The organism is Streptomyces sp. NPDC058796 (assembly GCF_042745235.1).
In the GTDB taxonomy this organism is placed as follows: domain Bacteria; phylum Actinomycetota; class Actinomycetes; order Streptomycetales; family Streptomycetaceae; genus Streptomyces.
The window spans coordinates 228,801-245,563 of sequence record NZ_JBHYOP010000003.1; the positions used below are offsets into that span (position 1 = coordinate 228,801).

The following is a 16,763-nucleotide window of genomic DNA, read 5'->3' on the forward strand; positions in this document are numbered from 1 at the left end:
CCGACCCGGACGGGTCGGCCCCTTCGTTCTGCTCCCATGCCCGGCACGGTGACTTCGCTACAAGGGCCGCAGCGCGGGTTCCTTCTGAACGGCGCCCAGCAGTCGGTCCAGAGCCATCTCCACGTCTTCCTTCCAGGAGAGCGTGGAGCGCAGATCCAGACGCAGCCGCGGATGGCTGGGATGCGGGCGCACCGTCTTGAAGCCGACGGCCAGCAGGTGGTCGGCAGGCAGCACACAGGCCGGTTCCTTCCAGCGGGCGTCCCCGAACGCCTCGATCGCCTTGAAACCTCGGCGCAGCAGATCCTTGGCAACCGTCTGCACCATCACCCGGCCCAGCCCCTGCCCCTGATAGCCGGGCACCACGAACGCGGTCATCAACTGCACGGCGTCCGACGAGACGGGGCTGGTGGGGAAGGCCGTCGACCGCGGCACATACGCGGGCGGCGCATAGAGCACGAAGCCCACCGGCACGTCGTCGACGTAGACCACCCGTCCGCACGACCCCCAGTCCAGCAGGACGGCGGAGATCCAGGATTCCTTCTCCAGAGCAGGCGTGCCCGCCTTCACCGCGGCTTCGCCGCTGACGGGGTCCAGCTCCCAGAAGACGCACGAGCGACAGCGCTGGGGAAGGTCCTGAAGGTTGTCCAGCGTGAGCGGTACGAGCCGGCGCCCCATGAAGGCTGTTCCTCGCTTCCTTCGCCCGCCGCGTCTCGGGCGGCTGTCAGAGCGCTCCGCTCCCTGAGCAGGCTGCCGATGAAGCCACCGACCGCGCCCAGCCCCAAGCCCGCGCTCACCAGTCCGGTACGGCTCATCGTTCGCATGGCCCCTGCCTTCCTCTCAGAGGTGCTGCCAGGTGCTTGCGCCATCCCGATCGCATCGTATCCACGAAGCGCTGCCCTCGGCACCGGCGGATAGCAAAGGGCGGGTCGTGTTCCGGTACGCACCGGACACGACCCGCCCTGTCGGCAGAGGAGCCCTGCTCAGCGGGCCCCTGCCGCGCCTCTCAGGAGTCGAGCTCTTCGGCCTCGCCGTCCGAGAGGCTCTTCTGCAGCACAGGCCCCTCACCGGGAGCGAGGCTCCCAAGGATGCGCTCAAGATCCTCCATGGAGGCGAACTCCACGGTGATCTTTCCCTTCTTCTGGCCCAGGTCGACCTTCACCCGCGTTTCGAAGCGATCCGAGAGCCGTGTCGCCAGATCGGACAGCGCCGGGGAGACCAGGGACCCGGCCCGAGGTCCCTTGGCCCGCTGGGGCTTCTGCGGCCGGGAGCCCATGAGGGTCACGATCTCCTCGACCGCCCGGACCGAGAGGCCTTCGGCAACAATCCGGTGGGCCAGCCGCTCCTGCTCCTCCGAATCCTCGACGGAGAGGAGCGCCCGCGCATGACCGGCGGAAAGCACCCCGGCAGCCACCCGGTTCTGGACCTTCGGGGAGAGTTTCAGCAGACGCAGCGTGTTCGAGACCTGCGGCCGGGAACGCCCGATGCGGTCGGCCAGCTGGTCATGCGTGCAGTTGAAGTCCTTGAGCAGCTGATCGTAGGCGGCTGCCTCTTCGAGTGGGTTCAGCTGGGCCCGGTGCAGGTTCTCCAGCAGCGCGTCCAGGAGGAGCTTCTCGTCCTCTGTGGCACGCACGATCGCCGGGATCGCCTCCAGGCCGGCGTCACGGCAGGCCCGCCAGCGACGTTCACCCATGATCAGTTCGTAGCGCGCCGGTCCCACCTGTCGCACGACGACCGGCTGGAGGAGGCCCACTTCCTTGATGGAGGTGACCAGCTCCGCCAACGCGTCACTGTCGAAGACCACACGCGGCTGCTGCGGGTTCGGTGTGATGGCATCGAGCGGGATCTCCGCGAAGTGCGCGCCCAGCGGAGGCCGAAGAGACTCCGAGTCTCCCGAAGCAGCCGACTCCTCTGTTTCACGTGGAACAGGCGGCAGCGTGGTCACCTTGGCCGCGGCCACACCACGCTCATGGGGCAGCAGAGGCATCGCAGCCGGGGACGCGGGAGCCGCATTCCCCAGCGCCGCTGAAGCCACCGACTTCTCCGTCGGAGCATTGGGGATCAGTGCGCCCAGACCTCGGCCCAGCCCCCTCCGTCGCTCACTCACTGGATCCCCTCCACCATGTTCGGGTCATTCTGTGCTCCGATGTGGGCGTGCGTCCCGTCGTAGCTGACGCCCACGCCCTTGAGCGCGATCTCTCGCGCCGCCTCCAGATAGGAGAGGGCTCCGCTCGATCCTGGATCGTAGGTCAGGACCGTCTGTCCGTAGCTGGGGGCCTCGGAGATGCGGACCGAGCGGGGAATGCTCGTCCGCAGTACCTCGTCGCCGAAGTGACTGCGCACCTCGTCGGCGACCTGGGACGCGAGCCGCGTCCGGCCGTCGTACATGGTGAGCAGGATCGTCGACACATGCAGCGTGGGGTTGAGGTGCCCCCGCACCAGATCGACGTTGCGCAGCAGCTGCCCCAGGCCTTCCAGCGCGTAGTACTCGCACTGGATCGGGATCAGCACCTCCTGGCCGGCGACCAGCGCGTTGACCGTCAGCAGACCGAGCGAGGGCGGGCAGTCGATGAGGATGTAGTCCAGCGGCTGCTCGTACGCCTGGATCGCCCGCTGAAGCCGGCTCTCTCGCGCTACCAGGGACACCAGCTCGATCTCCGCACCGGCGAGATCGATCGTGGCGGGCGCGCAGAAGAGACCTTCGACGTCGGGGACCGGCTGGACCACCTCCGAGAGTGGCCTGCTCTCGACCAGGACGTCATAGATGGACGGAACCTCGGCGTGGTGATCGATCCCCAGAGCGGTGGAGGCATTGCCCTGCGGATCCAGGTCGACGACCAGGACCCGCGCCCCGTGCAGCGCGAGCGACGCGGCAAGGTTGACGGTCGTCGTCGTCTTGCCCACACCGCCCTTCTGGTTGGCGACCACCATGACCCTGGTCTGCTCGGGCCTCGGCAGGCCCTCGCCGGCGCGGCCCAGAGCCTCCACCGCCAGTTGGGCAGCACGACCGATCGGAGTGTCGTCCATCGGCGGCGGTGTTTCACGTGAAACATCCGCCCCCGTCGACTCGGTACGGGGACCGGGGACCGGATCGGTCATCGGTCCCGCGATATTGGCGTCGGACCGCAAGGATTCACTCTCCTCGACTTCAGGCTCGCAATGAACAGAGCCTCCCATGTCTTCGGGGTCATGAACCAGTGAGGCCTGTTGTTCTGTGGAGAAATCCACCTCTGTGGACAACTCCGTACCCTCTCCGAGCGACCCGAGAGGCTTTCGGTCACGGGGGTCGGCCGCAGCGCGGCCGCGACTGATGATGCCGTGCAGCAGTGAGCGACGTTTCACGTGAAACACGATGCAGCGCCGCCGAGGCCGATCAGCCGCGACACTCCGGCACGCGTAGGCAGGGCAGCTTGTGTGGAGTACGGCTATCCGCGGCGCCGCCGCGCACGGCCGGTCCGCGCCGCCTTGGCCCGCTTGGCGGCGAAACGCACTCCACCGGGACTCTCCCCGACTTCGACCCGCACCACGGTGGACATGGGATCCACGACTCCCTCACCCACATGCAGGATGGAGGTCTCCACCGCACCCAGCTTGCTGAGCGCCGTGGCCGCGGCCTTCAGCTCCTCCTCGGCCGTGTCGCCCTTGAGGGCGAGCATCTCGCCGTACGGGCGCAGCAGCGGGACCCCCCAGGTGGCCAGACGGTCCAGCGGAGCAACGGCACGGGCCGTCACCACATGCACCGGCGGCAACTTGCCCATGACCTCCTCGGCCCGGCCACGCACCACGGTCACATGGTCCAGGCCCAGAAGCTCCACGACCTCGGTCAGGAAATTGGTGCGCCGCAGCAGGGGCTCCAGAAGAGTGATCTTCAGGTCGTCCCGGACGAGCGCCAGCGGGATCCCGGGCAGGCCGGCGCCCGAACCGACATCGCACACTGTCACGCCCTCGGGCACGACCTCCGAAAGCACGGCGCAGTTCAGCAGATGCCGCTCCCACAGACGGGGTACTTCACGCGGACCGATCAGGCCACGCTTCACCCCCGCCTCAGCGAGCAACTCGGCGTAGCGGACAGCGTCCGCGTAGCGAGCACCGAACACGTCGCGTGCCTGCTCGGGAACAGGGGGAAGCTCCGCTGCCTCCGACACGAGGGGACCGCCCTTCCGTACGACACCGGCGCACCAGACGCCGCTGCCAGAACCACCAGAACTATCAGGCTGACAAAATTCGGCCCCGTCTGCGCAACAGACGGGGCCGGAGAACGTGGGGACCGATCAGGCGGGAAGCACGACGACGAAGCGCTCCGGCTCCTCGCCCTCGGACTCGCTGCGCAGGCCCGCGGCCTTGACCGCGTCGTGCACGACCTTGCGCTCGAACGGCGTCATCGCCTTCATCCGCACCGGCTCGCCGCTGCTCTTGGCCTCGGCCGCGGCCTTCGCGCCCAGCTCGGACAGCTCGGCCCGCTTGTTGGCCCGGTAGCCCGCGATGTCGAGCATCAGACGGCTGCGGTCGCCGGTCTCCCGGTGCACGGCCAGACGCGTGAGCTCCTGGAGAGCCTCCAGCACCTCGCCGTCCCGGCCGACCAGCTTCTGCAGGTCCCGGCTGTTGCTGTCGCTGATGATCGAGACGGAGGCGCGGTCGGCCTCGACGTCCATGTCGATGTCGCCGTCGAGGTCGGCGATGTCGAGCAGACCCTCCAGGTAGTCCGCGGCGATCTCGCCCTCGTTCTCGAGACGAGTCAGGGTGTCTGCGCCCTCGGCAGCGGCGGAGGTGGTGCCTTCCGTCACGGGATGGACTCCTTCTTACTTCTTCGACGGGGACTTGGGCCGCTGCGGGCCCTTGCGCTGTCCGGACTGGGCCTTGCTGCGGCCACCGCCGCCGGGCTTCTGCGCGGGCTTCTTGGCGGTGCCGGCGGACTTGCCACCCTGCTGGCCGCCTTCCGGCTCGCCGGACTTGCTGAGAGAGGTCTTGGCCTCCGGCTCACCGGCCGACTCACCGGCCTGCTTGGCGGCCTGCCGCTGCGCCTTGGTCTGCCGCTTGGGCTGCTGTCGCCTGGGCGCCGCGGTGGTACCGGTCGCGCCGTCCTCGCTCTGGGCGGCGGGGGTCTCACCCTTCACCACGGTGCCGTCGGCCTGGGCCGCGAGGCCCGCCTTGTTCAGACCGTTGATGAACTTGCGCTCGAACTCGTTGCGGTCCCGGCCCTTGGCGACGATGGCCTTGACGATGGACCGCTGACCGCGACCGCGCGTCTTGCCGGTGTCCGTGACGTGCTTGAGCAGGCGCTCCAGGTAGGCGGCCTGGGCCTTGGAACCCGGGGTCGGGTTGTTGCGGATGACGTACATCTGCTGGCCCATGGTCCACACGTTCGTGGTCAGCCAGTAGACGAGGACACCGACGGGGAAGTTGATGCCGAAGACGGCGAACATGACCGGGAAGACGTACATCAGCATCTTCTGCTGCTGCATGAACGGCGTCTTCACCGTGGTGTCGACGTTCTTGGTCATCAGCTGGCGCTGAGTGAAGAACTGCGACGCCGACATCAGCACGATCATGATCGCGGTGACGATCCGGACGTCCGTCAGCGAGGACCCGAGGGCCTCCACCTTGGCGGAGCCGTCGGTGAACTTCGCGGCCAGCGGAGCACCGAAGATGTGCGCCTTCTGGGCGCTCTCGAGAAGACGCTCGTTGATCACGCCGATGGTGTCGTTCGACGCGATCGAGTTGAGCACGTGGTACAGGGCGAAGAAGAACGGCGACTGCGCCAGGATGGGAAGGCACGAGGAGAGCGGGTTGGTACCCGTCTCCTTGTACAGCTTCATCATCTCTTCGGACTGGCGCTGCTTGTCGTTCTTGTAGCGCTCCTGGATCTTCTTCATCTCCGGCTGGAGCGTCTGCATCCCACGCGTCGCCTTGATCTGCTTCACGAAGAGCGGGATCAGGCAGATGCGGATGAGGATCACCAGGGACACGATGGACAGGCCCCAGGCCCATCCGGTGTCAGGGCCGAAGATGGCGCCGTACACCTTGTGGAACTGGACGATGACCCAGGAGACAGGTGTCGTGATGAAACTGAAGAGGCTGGCAATCGTGTCCACTAATCATGCTCCTTGGGCATGGGACGGGGTCTCTGCGGCCGGACTCGAAGGACTGGACGGACTCGTCGGAGAAGTCTGTCCCTCGTTGGCCGGTTCGGCGGCGGAGGTCCCGCCCTTGCGTGCACGCCAGGCGTCACGCAGCATTTCGTGCCACCGCGGGCGTTTGCGCGGCGGAACATGGTCCACTCCACCCAGCGACCACGGATTGCACCGCAGGATGCGCCAAGCGGTGAGCACCGTGCCTTTGAGAGCACCGTGTCGGTCGATGGCCGTGTAGCCGTAGTGGGAACACGACGGGTAGTACTTGCACACCGGCCCCAGCAGAGGACTGATCGTCCACTGGTACAGCTTGATCAGAGCCAGCAGCGGGTACTTCATCGCGCGCCCCCTCCCAGTAGCCGCTCCAGGGCGGCGTCCAGGTCTCGGGCCAGCTGTGCATGGTCGGCGTCGCCCGCACCGGGCAGCGCTCGTACGACTACCAGGCTACCGGGGGGCAACAGGTCGATCCGGTCGCGCATCAGATGGCGAAGCCTGCGCTTCACCTTGTTGCGCACCACCGCACCACCCACGGCTTTGCTCACGACGAAACCCGCACGTGTCGGGGGAGCGCTCTCCCCAGGCGCGTGCGGGTCCGTGGCACCGCTTCGAAGGTGGACGACCAGGGCCGGGCGTCCGGCCCGGCGGCCTCGTCGTACCGCGGTCGCGAAGTCCTCGCGCCGCCTCAGCCGGTTCTCGGTGGGCAGCACGACGTCATGACCTGACCGGATCAGGCGGACAGACGGGCGCGACCCTTGCTGCGGCGGGTCGCGAGAATCGCGCGGCCGGCACGGGTGCGCATACGCAGCCGGAAGCCGTGGGTCTTGGCGCGACGACGGTTGTTCGGCTGGAAGGTGCGCTTGCTCACTCGGGGGCTCCAGAAAGAATCGGGGTTGGCGGGGTGCCGTCCTGGCTGTCACCGTGCGCCCACGAGTAGCTCGCGTTACGCCCGAGTGCACCGCTTTTCGATCACCTTGGACGTGACCTGTGCCCATCGGAGGCAGGCGGCAGCAGCCATCGACAACTCGACCTGGTCACGGTACGTGGGACTGCGCCATTCGGTCAAACCAGCGGTGACCGGGAGACACTTGTCCACAGGCTGGGGACAACAACTTGAACCCTACCGGCCACGCTGACTACCGTGACTGGACTCCGATTCGTTCCCTTATCCCTGCCCCACCCGAGTTTCATCCCGACCCGTCCCCGAATCACACCTTCGAGGGACTCATGAGAGAGCGTGCCCTGTGGCTGACGTACCTGCCGATCTTGCCGCAGTGTGGCCACGCGTACTGGAGCAACTCCTCGGGGAGGGCCGCGGGCAAGGCGTCGAGTCCAAGGACGAGCACTGGATCCGGCGCTGCCAGCCCCTCGCGCTGGTCGCCGACACCGCCCTGCTCGCCGTACCGAACGAATTTGCGAAGGGCGTACTGGAGGGCCGCCTCGCCCCGGTCGTCAGCGAGACGCTGAGCCGCGAATGCGGCCGCCCCATCCGTATCGCGATCACCGTCGACGACACCGCCGGCGAACCCGCACCCGCCACGTCCGCGCCCGCCCCGCAGGCACCCCCCGCCCGCCCCCAGCCCCGCTACGAGGAGCCCGAGCTCCCCGCGCCCGGCCACGGCCAGGGCGGCCGCGACGACTACGAGGGATACGGCCGCCGCCGCGGCGACCAGCTCCCCACCGCCCGCCCCGCCTACCCGCAGGAGTACCAGCGCCCCGAGCCCGGCTCCTGGCCCCGCCCCACGCAGCAGGACGACTACGGCTGGCAGCAGCAGCGCCTGGGCTTCCCCGAGCGGGACCCGTACGCCTCGCCGCCCCAGGAGGGCTACGACCAGGAGCCGTACCCCCAGGACTCGTACGGACAGAACTACCGTCCGCAGTCGCCGGAACGCCCGTCGTACGACTCGCAGCACGGCGACTACAAGCGGGGTGACTACGACCGCAGCGGCGACTACGAGCCGCGCGACTACGAACAGTCCCGCGGCGACCACGGCCAGTCACGTACCGACTACGAGCAGCAGCGCGGCGACTATGACCAGCAACGGCCGGAGTACGACCAGCAGCGGGGCGACTACGACCAGCGCGGCCCCCGCCGTGACCTGCCCGAGCCGCCGTCCGGCTCCGGACACGTGCACCGCGGCGGCCCCGTCGGCCCCGGTCCCGCCACCGGCGCCCCCGGCCCCCTGGCCGCCCAGCCGGCGCCGGCGGCGGGACCCGGCGAGCCGACCGCACGCCTGAACCCGAAGTACCTCTTCGACACCTTTGTCATCGGAGCCTCCAACCGCTTCGCCCACGCCGCGGCCGTCGCCGTCGCCGAAGCACCCGCCAAGGCCTACAACCCGCTCTTCATCTACGGCGAGTCGGGACTCGGCAAGACCCACCTCCTGCACGCGATCGGGCACTACGCCCGCAGCCTCTACCCCGGCACGCGCGTGCGGTACGTGAGCTCGGAAGAGTTCACCAACGAGTTCATCAACTCCATCCGCGACGGCAAGGGCGACAGCTTCCGCAAGCGGTACCGCGAGATGGACATCCTGCTCGTCGACGACATCCAGTTCCTGGCCGACAAGGAGTCGACGCAGGAGGAGTTCTTCCACACCTTCAACACCCTCCACAACGCCAACAAGCAGATCGTGCTCTCCAGCGACCGGCCGCCCAAGCAGCTGGTCACCCTGGAGGACCGGCTGCGGAACCGTTTCGAGTGGGGCCTGATCACCGACGTCCAGCCGCCCGAGCTGGAGACGCGCATCGCGATCCTGCGCAAGAAGGCGGTGCAGGAGCAGCTCAACGCCCCGCCCGAGGTACTGGAGTTCATCGCCTCCCGGATCTCGCGCAACATCCGCGAGCTGGAGGGCGCGCTGATCCGGGTGACGGCGTTCGCGTCGCTCAACCGGCAGCCGGTCGACCTGGGCCTCACCGAGATCGTCCTCAAGGACCTGATCCCCGGCGGGGAGGACTCGACGCCGGAGATCACCTCGACGGCCATCATGAGCGAGACCGCCGACTACTTCGGCCTCACGGTGGAGGACCTGTGCGGCAGCTCGCGCGGCCGCCAGCTGGTGACCGCGCGGCAGATCGCCATGTACCTGTGCCGCGAGCTGACGGACCTGTCCCTGCCGAAGATCGGCGCCCTGTTCGGCGGCCGGGACCACACCACGGTGATGCACGCCGACCGCAAGATCCGCAATCTGATGGCCGAGCGGCGCTCCATCTACAACCAGGTGACCGAGCTGACCAACCGCATCAAGAACGGCTGAGCGCGGCCGGCACCGGCTCCTCGAAGGCGTCCTGGACACCCCCGGGGCGCCTTTTCCGTGCCCGGGGACGGCCTCCGCGACGCCCCCGACGCGTCACCCCCGGGACGCCGACGGGTCTGCGCCCGGTCACCGCGGCGACTCCGCTGTTCGATTACCTGCCGGGTTACGGCCGCTCTCCACAGATTCGGTCACTTTTTTCCGTCCACACCTTGGGGACTGGGAAGTTGTCCCGATCCTGTCCACAGGCCAGGCTGTTGAGGAACCATCAGGCCAGGTCAGGTGGCTGTGGATTCGTGGACGAACGATCTCCACAGGCTGTGGACGACGAGTCGGTCCACAAGCTGTGCACCGAGTTGTCCACGGACAACCCACAGGCTGCGGCCGGTTGTCCCCAGCGATCACCGGCTTCTCCACATGTCTGTCCACTGTTCGGCAACGCAACGCGCCCTCTCACCGCGTCGAGTGAAAGGCGTCACACAGAGGTGCCGAGGTGGGCTGTGGGAAACACGGGCAAAGCTGGGGACGGATCTGGGGAGAAGTCGCCCCTCCCTGTGCACGGAGTGTGCAGAACTTTCTGTTCTCCACAGATACGCCCGGTTGTCCACCGGCTCCGCCCACAGGACCCGTGGACAAAATTCCTGGCCTGACCTGGGCAAACGAGGTTATCCACGGTATCCACAGGCCCTACTACTACTCCCGACTAGAGAGAGAGCGGAATTCGTTTCGAAGCGGGACCTGTGCACAACTCGCCCTCTCGGGCCCGACCGCCCCTCGGCACGACTTGACCCCGAAGGGCACCTACTGTCAGTGGGGTGCGTCAGACTGTTCTCCGGTGTCCTGCCCCGAACGGGGGCCGACGACACCGAGTCAGACGACGAAGCCAGGCAGGGCGAGAAGCGCCGGCAACAGCAGGAGGCGGCAACAGTGAAGATCCGGGTGGAACGCGACGTACTCGCGGAGGCAGTGGCCTGGGCGGCTCGCAGTCTCCCGGCCCGTCCGCCGGCGCCGGTCCTCGCGGGCCTGCTGCTGAAGGCCGAGGAGGGGCAGCTGAGCCTGTCCAGCTTCGACTACGAGGTCTCCGCGCGGGTGTCGGTGGAGGCCGAGATCGAGGAGGAGGGCACGGTCCTCGTCTCCGGCCGCCTGCTCGCCGACATCTCCCGCGCCCTCCCCAACCGGCCGGTGGAGATCTCCACAGACGGTGTACGGGCGACGGTGGTCTGCGGCTCCTCGCGGTTCACCCTCCACACCCTGCCGGTGGAGGAGTACCCGGCGCTGCCGCAGATGCCGGAGGCCACGGGCACGGTTCCCGGCGAGGTCTTCGCCGCGGCCGTGCAGCAGGTGGCGATCGCCGCGGGCCGCGACGACACACTGCCGGTGCTCACCGGTGTGCGCATCGAGATCGAGGGCGACTCGGTGACGCTGGCCTCCACCGACCGGTACCGCTTCGCGGTCCGCGAGTTCCTGTGGAAGCCGGAGAACCCGGAGGTCTCCGCGGTCGCCCTGGTGCCCGCCAAGACGCTCCAGGACACCGCCAAGGCGCTGACCAGCGGCGACCAGGTGATCCTGGCGCTGTCCGGCTCGGGCGCGGGCGAGGGCCTGATCGGTTTCGAGGGGGCCGGCCGCCGCACGACGACGCGTCTGCTGGAGGGCGACCTCCCGAAGTACAAGACGCTCTTCCCGACGGAGTTCAACAGCGTCGCCGTGATCGAGACCGCCCCCTTCGTGGAGGCCGTCAAGCGTGTGGCCCTGGTCGCCGAGCGCAACACCCCGGTGCGGCTCAGCTTCGAGCAGGGCGTGCTGATCCTGGAGGCAGGTTCCAGCGACGACGCACAGGCTGTGGAAAGGGTTGACGCACAGCTGGAGGGTGACGACATCTCGATCGCCTTCAACCCGACGTTCCTGCTGGACGGCCTGAGCGCCATCGACTCCCCGGTGGCCCAGCTCTCGTTCACGACGTCCACGAAGCCGGCGTTGCTCAGCGGCAAGCCGGCCCTGGACGCCGAGGCGGACGAGGCCTACAAGTACCTGATCATGCCGGTGCGGCTGAGCGGCTGAGCGGCTGAGGACCCGCGCCGGGTTGTCCACAGGCTGAGGACGGACTCGCGACGTATCCGCAGGTGAGGGCGTACGTATGAGCGCGTACGCCCACAGCTGTGCACGGACGTCCGGGTTTAGGCTCGGGGCGGGTACGAAAGTGCCGCGGCACGCATCCGGCCGGCCCGGACGTGCCGTCCCGCCACCTCGCACACCTAAGGAACGCAACTGATGGAGCTCGGTCTCGTCGGCCTCGGCAAGATGGGCGGCAACATGCGCGAGCGGATCCGCCGCGCGGGCCACACCGTCGTCGGATACGACCGCAATCCCGACCTCGCCGACGTCCACAGCCTGGAAGAGCTGGTGGGCAAGCTCGAGGGCCCGCGCGTGGTCTGGGTGATGGTCCCGGCCGGTGAGGCCACCCAGGCCACCATCGACCGGCTCGGCGAGCTGCTGGAGCCCGGTGACGTCGTCGTGGACGGCGGCAACTCCCGCTGGACGGACGACGAGAAGCACGCCGAGGAGCTCGCCGCCAAGGGCATAGGCTTCGTCGACTGCGGCGTCTCCGGCGGCGTGTGGGGCCTGGAGAACGGCTACGCGCTGATGTACGGCGGCGACGCGGAGAACGTGGCCAGGGTGCAGCCGGTCTTCGACGCCCTGAAGCCGGAGGGCGACTTCGGCGCCGTGCACGCCGGCAGGGTCGGCGCGGGCCACTTCGCGAAGATGGTCCACAACGGCATCGAGTACGCGATGATGCAGGCCTACGCCGAGGGCTGGGAGCTGCTGGAGAAGGTCGACTCGGTGGACAACGTCCGCGAGGTCTTCCGGTCCTGGCAGGAGGGCACGGTGATCCGCTCCTGGCTGCTGGACCTGGCCGTCAACGCCCTCGACGACGACGAGCACCTGGAGGGCCTGCGCGGTTTCGCACAGGACTCCGGTGAGGGACGCTGGACCGTGGAGGCCGCGATCGACAACGCGGTGCCGCTGCCGGCGATCACCGCGTCGCTGTTCGCGCGGTTCGCGTCCCGGCAGGACGACTCGCCGCAGATGAAGATGATCGCCGCGCTGCGCAACCAGTTCGGCGGACACGCGGTCGAGAAGAAGTAACCGAAAGGCTGGGGAGGTCGGCGCACGACCATGCACGTCACGCATCTGTCGCTGGCCGACTTCCGTTCGTACGCCCGGGTCGAGGTCCCGCTGGACCCGGGCGTCACGGCCTTCGTCGGGCCGAACGGGCAGGGCAAGACCAATCTCGTCGAGGCGGTCGGCTATCTCGCCACTCTCGGCAGCCACCGGGTCTCCTCCGACGCCCCCCTGGTCCGCATGGGCGCCGAGCGTGCCGTGATCCGTGCTCAGGTCCGGCAGGGCGAGCGGCAGCAGCTGATCGAGCTGGAGCTGAACCCGGGCAAGGCGAACCGCGCCCGCATCAACAGGTCCTCGCAGGTCAGGCCGCGTGATGTGCTCGGCATCGTCCGTACCGTGCTGTTCGCGCCCGAGGACCTCGCCCTGGTCAAGGGCGACCCCGGGGAGCGGCGCCGCTTCCTGGACGAGCTGATCACCGCCCGCTCCCCGCGGATGGCCGGGGTGCGTTCCGACTACGACCGCGTGCTCAAGCAGCGCAACACCCTGCTGAAGTCGGCCGCGCTGGCCCGTCGGCACGGCGGGCGCACGATGGACTTGTCGACGCTGGACGTCTGGGACCAGCACCTCGCGCGCGCGGGCGCCGAGCTGCTGGCGCAGCGCCTCGACCTGATCGCCGCCGTGCAGCCGCTGGCGGACAAGGCGTACGAGCAGCTGGCGCCGGGCGGCGGTCCCGTCGCGCTGGAGTACAAGCCGTCGGCGCCGGGTGAGGCGCACACGCGTGAGGATCTGTACGAGCAGCTGATGGGCGCGCTCGCCGAGGCCCGCAAGCAGGAGATCGAGCGGGGCGTCACTCTGGTGGGGCCCCACCGGGACGACCTGCTGCTGAAGCTCGGGTCGTTGCCGGCCAAGGGCTACGCGTCCCACGGGGAGTCCTGGTCGTACGCGCTGGCGCTGCGCCTGGCGTCGTTCGATCTGTTGCGGGCGGAGGGCAATGAGCCCGTTCTCGTCCTGGACGACGTGTTCGCCGAGTTGGACGCGCGGCGCCGTGAGCGGCTGGCGGAGCTGGTGGCGCCCGGCGAGCAGGTGCTGGTGACGGCCGCGGTCGACGACGACGTGCCGGGTGTGCTGGCGGGTGCGCGGTTCTCGGTCGCGGAGGGGACGGTGGATCGCGTATGAGCGCGGACGGACCGGCCCCTGGAGGGACTCCCGGCGCGGGCGGCGAAGGACCCGAGCCGTCGGGTGTCGACCTCGCCCGCGTCGCGCTCAGGGCGGCGCGCGAGGCGGCACGCGCGCGTGGGGACGCCGCACAGCAGAAGAAGCAGGCGCGGCGCGGTGGGCTGCGTTCCGGTGCGCGCGCCGACGGGCGTGACCCCATGGCGCTCGGGTCGGCGATCAACCGTCTGATCACCGAGCGCGGCTGGGAGACGCCGGCCGCGGTGGGCGGTGTGATGGGGCGGTGGCCGCAGATCGTCGGTGAGGACGTGGCGAAGCACTGTGTGCCGGAGCGGTACGACGAGGACGAGCGGGTGCTGGTCGTCCGCTGCGACTCGACGGCCTGGGCGACGAATCTGCGGTTGCTGGCGCCGACGCTGGTGGCCCGTCTCAACGAGGATCTCGGGCACGGGTCGGTGCGGATGATCAAGGTGCTCGGTCCCGGGGGTCCCGCGGGCGCCGGTCGTCGGTACGGCCCGTTGCGCGCGCCCGGCAGCCGGGGCCCAGGGGACACCTACGGGTGACCCCTGTGGGGGGCCGGCGAGGGTTCTGGCACCCCGTCAGGGATGGGTGATGTACCTCACATAATTGGGCGTCAGCGGGCGGTGTGGCCCTTCGGCGTCCGCTTCGTCGTGCCACCGCACACGGTTGCGAATCACGATCTGACTCCCAAGTAGCCAAGGGTTGACGTCCGGAAGCGCTGAGTGCCGTCGTGAGCCTCTTGAGGCCCCCATCCGCATATCGGGAGTCGGACGCGCCCGGTTCAGGGCGGCACATGCGGACTCAGGTACCGGCAAACCCCCATCAGTGTCAGTGCTACCGGTAGAATGGAAGACAATCCCGCCCCGATCGTGGGGACCGTCCGGGACTAGCTGAGCAACGCTGATCAAGGCTTACCAACGCAACATGCCGCAGCCGCTCCGGCAACCTGCCGACGAGCCCGGCTCGTGCTGTGCCAGAAAGGGCGCTTCGTGGCCGATTCCGGCAACCCCAACGAGAACAACCCGTCCACCGACACCGGCGTGCCCGATGTGGTGAGCACCTCGGGCGACGAGGCCGCCGCCTCGTACGACGCCAGTGCCATCACCGTCCTCGAGGGTCTGGACGCGGTCCGCAAGCGACCCGGTATGTACATCGGCTCGACCGGTGAACGCGGTCTGCACCACCTGGTGCAGGAGGTCGTGGACAACTCCGTCGACGAGGCGCTGGCCGGTCACGCGGACACGATCGACGTCACGATCCTCGCCGACGGCGGCGTCCGGGTCGTCGACAACGGCCGCGGCATCCCGGTGGGCATCGTCCCCTCCGAGGGGAAGCCGGCCGTCGAGGTCGTGCTGACCGTGCTGCACGCGGGCGGCAAGTTCGGCGGCGGCGGCTACGCGGTCTCCGGTGGTCTGCACGGCGTGGGTGTCTCCGTCGTCAACGCCCTTTCCACGCGGGTCGCGGTGGAGGTCAAGACCGACGGCTACCGCTGGACGCAGGAGTACAAGCTGGGTGTCCCCACGGCGGCGCTCGCCCGGCACGAGGCCACCGAGGAGACCGGCACGTCGGTCACCTTCTGGGCCGACGGCGACATCTTCGAGACGACCGAGTACTCCTTCGAGACGCTGTCCCGGCGCTTCCAGGAGATGGCCTTCCTCAACAAGGGCCTGCGGATCAACCTCACCGACGAGCGCGAGTCGGCGATGGCGACCGCCGGTGCGGACGAGGCGGGCGAGGACGAGAAGCACGAGGTCAAGAGCGTCTCGTACCACTACGAGGGCGGCATCGTCGACTTCGTGAAGTACCTCAACTCCCGCAAGGGAGAGCTGGTGCACCCCACGGTGATCGACCTCGAGGCCGAGGACAAGGACAAGAACCTGTCCCTCGAGATCGCCATGCAGTGGAACGGCGGCTACACCGAGGGTGTCTACTCCTTCGCCAACATCATCCACACCCACGAGGGCGGTACGCACGAGGAGGGCTTCCGCGCGGCGCTGACCTCGCTGATCAACAAGTACGCGCGCGACAAGAAGCTGCTGCGCGAGAAGGACGACAACCTCACGGGTGACGACATCCGCGAGGGTCTGACCGCGATCATCTCGGTGAAGCTGAGCGAGCCGCAGTTCGAGGGCCAGACGAAGACGAAGCTGGGCAACACCGAGGTGAAGACCTTCGTCCAGAAGATCGTCTACGAGCACCTGACCGACTGGCTCGACCGCAATCCGAACGAGGCCGCGGACATCATCCGCAAGGGCATCCAGGCGGCCTACGCGCGCGTCGCGGCCCGCAAGGCGCGGGACCTGACGCGCCGCAAGGGCCTGCTGGAGACGGCGTCGCTGCCGGGCAAGCTGTCCGACTGCCAGTCGAACGACCCGACGAAGTGCGAGATCTTCATCGTCGAGGGCGACTCCGCCGGCGGCTCGGCCAAGTCCGGCCGCAACCCGCAGTACCAGGCGATCCTCCCGATCCGCGGCAAGATCCTCAACGTCGAGAAGGCGCGCATCGACCGGATCCTGCAGAACCAGGAGATCCAGGCGATGATCTCCGCGTTCGGCACGGGCGTGCACGAGGACTTCGACATCGAGAAGCTCCGCTATCACAAGATCATCCTGATGGCGGACGCCGACGTCGACGGCCAGCACATCAACACCCTGCTGCTGACCTTCCTGTTCCGCTTCATGCGGCCACTGGTCGAGGCCGGGCACGTGTACCTGTCGCGTCCGCCGCTCTACAAGATCAAGTGGGGCCGGGACGACTTCGAGTACGCGTACTCCGACCGCGAGCGCGACGCGCTGATCGAGATGGGCCGAGGCGCCGGCAAGCGCATCCGCGAGGATTCCGTGCAGCGCTTCAAGGGCCTCGGCGAGATGAACGCCGAGGAGCTGCGGATCACGACCATGGACCAGGAGCACCGCGTCCTCGGCCAGGTCACCCTCGACGACGCCGCGCAGGCCGACGACCTGTTCTCGGTGCTGATGGGCGAAGACGTCGAGGCCCGGCGCGCGTTCATCCAGCGCAACGCCAAGGACGTCCGCTTCCTCGACATCTGAGTCGGTCTCAGCTGACCGCA

General features: G+C 68.5%; 15 protein-coding genes. 6 read left to right on the forward strand and 9 right to left on the reverse strand.

What is annotated here, in order from left to right:
* Positions 1–57 precede the first annotated feature (57 nt).
* From ACFW47_RS09740 to rpmH, 9 genes are all read right to left on the reverse strand, one after another.
* Positions 58–675 carry a GNAT family N-acetyltransferase gene (locus ACFW47_RS09740; protein WP_386280141.1) on the reverse strand — a complete coding sequence of 206 codons (618 nt, stop codon included), beginning with the start codon at positions 673–675 and terminating at the stop codon, positions 58–60.
* Positions 676–1,003: 328 nt separating this feature from the next.
* On the reverse strand, positions 1,004–2,104 hold the full coding sequence (locus ACFW47_RS09745) for a ParB/RepB/Spo0J family partition protein (protein WP_386305421.1): 1,101 nt from the start codon (positions 2,102–2,104) through the stop codon (positions 1,004–1,006).
* A complete protein-coding gene (locus ACFW47_RS09750; protein WP_272591281.1) occupies positions 2,101–3,174 on the reverse strand; it encodes a ParA family protein in 1,074 nt (357 codons plus the stop codon). Before ACFW47_RS09750 ends, ACFW47_RS09745 begins: the two co-directional genes overlap by 4 nt.
* Before the next feature lie 248 nt (positions 3,175–3,422).
* Positions 3,423–4,142, reverse strand: coding sequence for a 16S rRNA (guanine(527)-N(7))-methyltransferase RsmG (gene rsmG, locus ACFW47_RS09755; RefSeq protein WP_384478663.1), 720 nt, complete (start codon positions 4,140–4,142; stop codon positions 3,423–3,425).
* Between the two features lie 126 nt (positions 4,143–4,268).
* Positions 4,269–4,781: a protein jag gene (locus tag ACFW47_RS09760; protein ID WP_386280134.1), complete on the reverse strand. Its 513-nt coding sequence runs from the start codon at positions 4,779–4,781 to the stop codon at positions 4,269–4,271.
* A 15-nt stretch (positions 4,782–4,796) separates the two neighbouring features.
* Positions 4,797–6,089 carry a membrane protein insertase YidC gene (gene yidC / locus ACFW47_RS09765; RefSeq protein ID WP_386280132.1) on the reverse strand — a complete coding sequence of 431 codons (1,293 nt, stop codon included), beginning with the start codon at positions 6,087–6,089 and terminating at the stop codon, positions 4,797–4,799.
* A gap of 3 nt (positions 6,090–6,092) precedes the next feature.
* The gene (gene yidD / locus ACFW47_RS09770) at positions 6,093–6,467 is read right to left on the reverse strand and encodes a membrane protein insertion efficiency factor YidD (RefSeq protein ID WP_073726111.1); all 375 of its coding nucleotides are present in this window, start codon (positions 6,465–6,467) and stop codon (positions 6,093–6,095) included.
* A complete protein-coding gene (gene rnpA, locus ACFW47_RS09775; RefSeq protein ID WP_386280127.1) occupies positions 6,464–6,835 on the reverse strand; it encodes a ribonuclease P protein component in 372 nt (123 codons plus the stop codon). The genes yidD and rnpA overlap by 4 nt, the downstream gene beginning before the upstream one ends.
* Positions 6,836–6,855: 20 nt before the next feature.
* On the reverse strand, positions 6,856–6,993 hold the full coding sequence (rpmH, locus tag ACFW47_RS09780; RefSeq protein ID WP_003975051.1) for a 50S ribosomal protein L34: 138 nt from the start codon (positions 6,991–6,993) through the stop codon (positions 6,856–6,858).
* Between the two features lie 376 nt (positions 6,994–7,369).
* On the opposite strand from rpmH, the gene dnaA reads away from it, so the two are divergent.
* The 6 genes from dnaA to gyrB all read left to right on the forward strand — a co-directional run bounded on the left by dnaA (position 7,370) and on the right by gyrB (position 16,743).
* Positions 7,370–9,382 (forward strand): chromosomal replication initiator protein DnaA, encoded by a 2,013-nt coding sequence (gene dnaA, locus ACFW47_RS09785; protein ID WP_386305422.1) that lies wholly within the window; start codon positions 7,370–7,372, stop codon positions 9,380–9,382.
* Between the two features lie 924 nt (positions 9,383–10,306).
* Entirely contained in the window at positions 10,307–11,437 is a 1,131-nt protein-coding gene (dnaN, locus tag ACFW47_RS09790) for a DNA polymerase III subunit beta (protein WP_030971386.1), read from the forward strand.
* A 210-nt stretch (positions 11,438–11,647) separates the two neighbouring features.
* On the forward strand, positions 11,648–12,523 hold the full coding sequence (gene gnd / locus ACFW47_RS09795) for a phosphogluconate dehydrogenase (NAD(+)-dependent, decarboxylating) (protein WP_386280122.1): 876 nt from the start codon (positions 11,648–11,650) through the stop codon (positions 12,521–12,523).
* A 30-nt stretch (positions 12,524–12,553) separates the two neighbouring features.
* Positions 12,554–13,675 (forward strand): DNA replication/repair protein RecF, encoded by a 1,122-nt coding sequence (recF, locus tag ACFW47_RS09800; protein ID WP_386280120.1) that lies wholly within the window; start codon positions 12,554–12,556, stop codon positions 13,673–13,675.
* Entirely contained in the window at positions 13,672–14,235 is a 564-nt protein-coding gene (locus tag ACFW47_RS09805; RefSeq protein WP_386280118.1) for a DUF721 domain-containing protein, read from the forward strand. The genes recF and ACFW47_RS09805 overlap by 4 nt, the downstream gene beginning before the upstream one ends.
* A 447-nt stretch (positions 14,236–14,682) precedes the next feature.
* Positions 14,683–16,743 (forward strand): DNA topoisomerase (ATP-hydrolyzing) subunit B, encoded by a 2,061-nt coding sequence (gene gyrB / locus ACFW47_RS09810; protein WP_386280116.1) that lies wholly within the window; start codon positions 14,683–14,685, stop codon positions 16,741–16,743.
* The last annotated feature ends 20 nt before the right edge of the window (positions 16,744–16,763 follow it).